The 4,825-nt window shown below is 38.4% G+C and carries 7 protein-coding genes; 6 read left to right on the top strand and 1 reads right to left on the bottom strand.

Translation table 11 applies throughout. From position 1 onward, the window contains the following. Window positions 1-112 precede the first annotated feature (112 nt). The gene (locus AC1DRQ_RS29495; RefSeq protein ID WP_477429398.1) at window positions 113-427 is read left to right on the top strand and encodes a hypothetical protein; all 315 of its coding nucleotides are present in this window, start codon (window positions 113-115) and stop codon (window positions 425-427) included. Between the two features lie 151 nt (window positions 428-578). On the opposite strand, the gene AC1DRQ_RS29500 is transcribed toward AC1DRQ_RS29495, so the two are convergent. Beyond that, window positions 579-983, bottom strand: coding sequence for a DoxX family protein (locus AC1DRQ_RS29500; RefSeq protein ID WP_477429400.1), 405 nt, complete (start codon window positions 981-983; stop codon window positions 579-581). A 95-nt stretch (window positions 984-1,078) separates the two neighbouring features. On the opposite strand from AC1DRQ_RS29500, the gene AC1DRQ_RS29505 reads away from it, so the two are divergent. The 5 genes from AC1DRQ_RS29505 to AC1DRQ_RS29525 all read left to right on the top strand — a co-directional run. Further along, a complete protein-coding gene (locus AC1DRQ_RS29505) occupies window positions 1,079-1,453 on the top strand; it encodes a winged helix-turn-helix transcriptional regulator (RefSeq protein ID WP_429400844.1) in 375 nt (124 codons plus the stop codon). A gap of 38 nt (window positions 1,454-1,491) precedes the next feature. Continuing rightward, window positions 1,492-2,067 carry a Crp/Fnr family transcriptional regulator gene (locus AC1DRQ_RS29510; RefSeq protein WP_477429403.1) on the top strand — a complete coding sequence of 192 codons (576 nt, stop codon included), beginning with the start codon at window positions 1,492-1,494 and terminating at the stop codon, window positions 2,065-2,067. Window positions 2,068-2,143: 76 nt separating this feature from the next. Then, the gene (locus AC1DRQ_RS29515) at window positions 2,144-2,566 is read left to right on the top strand and encodes a DUF4267 domain-containing protein (RefSeq protein WP_477429405.1); all 423 of its coding nucleotides are present in this window, start codon (window positions 2,144-2,146) and stop codon (window positions 2,564-2,566) included. A gap of 426 nt (window positions 2,567-2,992) precedes the next feature. Then, window positions 2,993-4,291 (top strand): glucosidase family protein, encoded by a 1,299-nt coding sequence (locus AC1DRQ_RS29520; protein WP_477429407.1) that lies wholly within the window; start codon window positions 2,993-2,995, stop codon window positions 4,289-4,291. A gap of 212 nt (window positions 4,292-4,503) precedes the next feature. Continuing rightward, window positions 4,504-4,825, top strand: a 322-nt coding sequence (locus AC1DRQ_RS29525; RefSeq protein ID WP_477429409.1) for a carboxypeptidase-like regulatory domain-containing protein, incomplete at its 3' end; no start/stop codon positions are given.

Below are 4,825 nucleotides of genomic sequence, written 5' to 3' on the forward strand. Positions count from 1 at the left end.
GAGTCAGACAGGTTAGGTTTTTTTCAACAAATAGGGGTTATACCTCCGGGGCTAATACCTCCACCATTACCTGTTAAAAAATAATTTAATCATCTCCCTAAAATCAGCAATCATGAAACAAATTTTTATTGATCAATTTGTTATTCCCGAAAACGCGAAACAGGAATTTACTGAAAGGATGAACTACAATCGGGATTTTATTAAGAAACTCACCGGCTTTATTGAAGATGCAGCCTACGAACGCGAAGACGGGAACGGAAACATAATTTGTGTAACTATTGCCACCTGGGAAAGCGAGGAAGCTTTGAGCAAAGCAAAGGCAGCTGTGCAAACAGAATATCAACGCATAGGCTTTAATCCTCAGGAGTTGCTCACCCGCCTAAATATTACGATGGACAGGGGTGTTTATCAACCTATGGACAATTAATAATGAGCAATCAACAAGCGGATAAATTCTTTGTCCGCTTGTTGATTGCTCATTTCTTATGGTATCACCTTTTTGCTATTCTGTGCATAGCTTTTTTATGATGTCACAACTGCATAAACTGCTCAAACACGAGGGGTATTATCAGGACAAATTAAAGTGCAGGGCTTTTGGTCTTAGCAGGTTCCTGATTACCTATAACACTGTTGCTCTTGTGAAATGTAATATAAGAAACAATCAGGATTGCCAGGAAAATAATGGGCATTATACGGTTGGCCATAGGATCGCCGGATGATGTATGTGCTATAAAGGCCGAGATAAAAGTATATGCAAACCCGGCATAAACCCATTCTTTTATCCTTGCAGTAAGAGGTATTAGTAATAGAACAGCCCCGATCAGTTTTGCCACGGCCAATTCTATTCTGAAATAGTTAGGGAACCCCAGGTGTTGAAAAGCCTGCAATATGGCTGCCTGGGTCAAATAGGCGTAGGCCGAGTAGGTCATCATTAACGCAACTATAACAGTGGTTGTCCAATAGGTGATTTTTAGTGCTTTCATTTTCTTTTTTCTGCAAACTTAACTACCTTTACTATTAAAAAGATACTACTATCCTAAAGGATAGCGGTATCTTTTAGGATAGTAATTGGTTATATATGGAAGCCCTGACAGGAAAAATACAACACAGCCCAGAAGCATGTAAAGCCAGTGTTAATGCGGTAAGGGATACACTTTACGTTTTAAATGGTAAGTGGAAATTACCACTCATCGCGGCCCTCGCAAACGGGCCACAACGTTTTAATGATATTCAGCGGGCCTTAGGCGAGATCACCCCTAAAATATTGTCGAAAGAGTTGAAAGAACTGGAATTGAATGAATTTGTTGAACGCAAAGTTTTTTCTACCACACCGGTTACCGTTACCTATGAGCTTACACCTTACAGCCAATCATTGGAGCAAGTGATAGAAGAATTGAAGAAATGGGGAGTACAGCACCGTAAGCGGATAGTGACCAGCCGAAGGGGAGTTTAGCTTGTTAATAAAACTATATTCGGATTTTAACTACGCAAATGGAATTATTGATCAGGGTTATTAAACAATTTATAAAACTTTCTGCCGCCGAAGAAAGCATCGTCAAAGAATTATTTACCGAACTAAACCTTGCACCCGGCGATTATTTACTGGAAGAAGGAAAGATATGCAGGCATGTAGCCTTCATCAATAAGGGGCTGGTTCGTTATTTTATTAATAATGATGGGGAAGAGCGGACAATGTATTTCAGCAAGGAACTTGAATTTGTATGCAATTATCCCAGTTTTTTGCCACAAACAGCTTCGGATAAAAGCATCCAGGCCCTGGAGCCTACACAGCTGTATGTTATTAGCTATGAAAAGTTACAGCGTCTTTACCGGGAGATAAGCGAAGGAGAAAAGTTTGGCAGGTTAGTTATTGAGCAAGTGTTTGTATCAGCCATACAGCAGTTGGATTCTTTGTACACTGATCCTCCCGTGGTAAGATACCAGCAGTTTTTAACTCATTATCCCGATCTTACCCAAAGGATCCCGCAATATTATATTGCTTCATATGTGGGTATTAAACCACAATCGCTGTCGCGTATCCGTAAAAGAATTTCAGGCAGGCATTAGTTAACCGAGGTTAACCAAATTGGCTTTTGAGCTGCTGAACTTTGTGTTGTTTAATATATAACACAAAATCAAAGCAATGAAAAAGCAACAAAATCTTCAAACCTGGGGGCCTGGTTCCTTATCTTTTTGGCTCACTTTAGTTATAGCAGTTGGTATTACTTTTATTGGTCTGCGTTACATTATATCTCCTTTTACCGCATCAATTGGATTTGGCCTGCCCTTACCTGCCGGTAATACAGCTTTATATGGAAGTATAAAAGGTATCCGCGATATATTTTCGGGCCTGGTTTTGGGCTATCTTTTATGGCTTCGTAACCCAAGGATAACGGCGGTCATATTTACAGCAGCCATTATCATTCCCATTTGCGATTGTTTGGTAGTATATACTGCCAATGGCGCTGCCGATTGGCCGCATATGCTGATACACGGAGGCACCGCGCTGTATGCAATGGTTAACAGTATTTTATTGTTCAGGCAGCCAATTAATACAATGGTATAATATACCTTGGAGAAAGGAAGTAATAATGGTTAAACAACATCGATTATTTAAAATATTCGATGTTTGTTTGATTTTAATGAAACTTTTCGAAAATAATATTGTAATTATGTATTATCTAAATTTGATATGAAGGTACATAATAAGCTTATAGGCATATGGGTAACTACTACATGTGTTAGATGAAAATACCTTAAACGATTAAGTAAATATGTGTCAGGAAAGCGTTTAAACACATAATTAACCTCAACGCAATGCGTGGGAAATGCGTCATGAAAAATTAATTATTTAAATGGTAAAAAAATTTGGAAATACATTGAATGTATGTATGTTTGTACATATACAAGCGTAACCAATTTTTTACAAAGTGTGTTTTTGCCTAATGAAAATCCACTTTAAATCATATCTGCCATACTTAAATTATACTGCATGAAGCTACCTGTACTTGCTGTTTCTATTTTCTTATGTCTATTTTATCTGAACACCAAAGCGCAGATACAGGACAAGTATGCACTGGCAAGCTCCATACTTGCCGATAGCCATTTAGATACCATTCAGGTTAGGGCTTTAAAATTACTTTCAGGTTTTTCGGCCGGTACATCATATAATGAAGTATGGATCCGTGATTTTAACACATTCATAAAAGGATCATTAAAAGTACACCCTAAAGAAAAAGTTAAAGAAATGCTCCTGATGTTTTTTAAAATTCAGGGCGATGACGGTAATATAGTGGATGGGGTGGTTGATAGTGCCAGGGCAGGTGTAGGTTATAAATACCGCTACTCGCGCTTACTGCCGGGTTGGGCAGCGCACAAGAATACAGTTGAAACTGATCAGGAATCTTCTTTAATACAAGCAGTTAAAAAATATATTGATATTACTGGCGACAGGTCAATTCTTAACGAGGTAATAGGTGCTAAAACGGTTCTGCAAAGAATGGAGGATGCTCTTGCCTATATCCGCAAAGACAGGTGGTCTGAAAAATACGGACTGGTTACCGGAGCTACCACTATTGATTGGGGGGATGTGCAATCAGAAACAGGCTGGGGGGTAGCCATTAACGATAAAACCAAATGGGCTATTGACATTTATGATAATGCTATGTATGTAATAGCTATTCATGATTTCATGGCCATGAAGCCTAAAGGTTATAAAACAAAAGAAAACTGGGCTACCATAACAGCTAACATTAAAAAAAACGTACGTAAACATTTATGGGTACCAGCAGCTCAAAAATATCTGCCTCACATTTATTTAAATGGCAGTCCATTTTCAAAGGACTTTAACGAGCGTGAAATTTTATACACAGGCGGTTCAATATGCGCAATATTGGCCGGATTTAATACCAATACCGAAGTTCAAGAGATAAACAGTCAAATGCTGGCTGCTGCAGCAAAAGAAAAACATGCTACCATCGGTATAACCGTCTATCCACCCTATCCAAAAGAACATTATCCAAACATGCACCCTTACCACTACCAAAACGGTGGCGATTGGACATGGTTTGGGGGACGCATGACAGGGGCGTTAATTACAAATGGTTTAATAAAAGAAGCCTATGCTGAGTTAACACCAATGGTTAACCGGGCAATTGCCAACAAAGGCTTTTATGAATGGTATGATGTGCAAACAGGCACTCCCAAGGGTTCTGGTGATTTCAGAGGTGAGGCAGGTGTTTTGTTTGATGCAATTACAGTTTTAAAACAATGGGCTATTAAAAATAAATAGACTACTTATTAGTGTAAAACTTTAAAAACCAAGTACTTAAAAATGAATTTAATGAAAAAAGTTAATGCCATGAAGGTAGCACGAATGGCTTTGCTCTTTTTTAAGCAGCAATTAAGCCTTTACTGCTGCCAGCCACCGTAATCATTACCGATGGTTTCAAATATCCATTGTGATATATCTAAAAGATCAATTCCCATTTTTAAAATAATGTTATGAAGAAAAAACTTATCTACTCAATCCTGTTTTCGCTATTATCCCTGCAGGTAATGGCCCAGCTTAAAATTAGCGGAAAGGTTACCAGTTCGCAAGACAACTCACCTTTACCCGCGGTAAGCATTAGAATAAAAGGTACCACAGCTGGTACACTTACAGATGCTAATGGTAATTATACCATACAGCTATCAGATGCCAACAATGTTTTGGTATTTTCATATACCGGTTTTACTACACAGGAAGTAAGCGCAGCCGGTAAAAGCGTAATTAATGTTCAATTAAAAGAATCATCAAGCGCACTTAGTGAGGTAGTAGTAATTG

This window comes from Mucilaginibacter sp. P4_E8 (assembly GCF_056401495.1).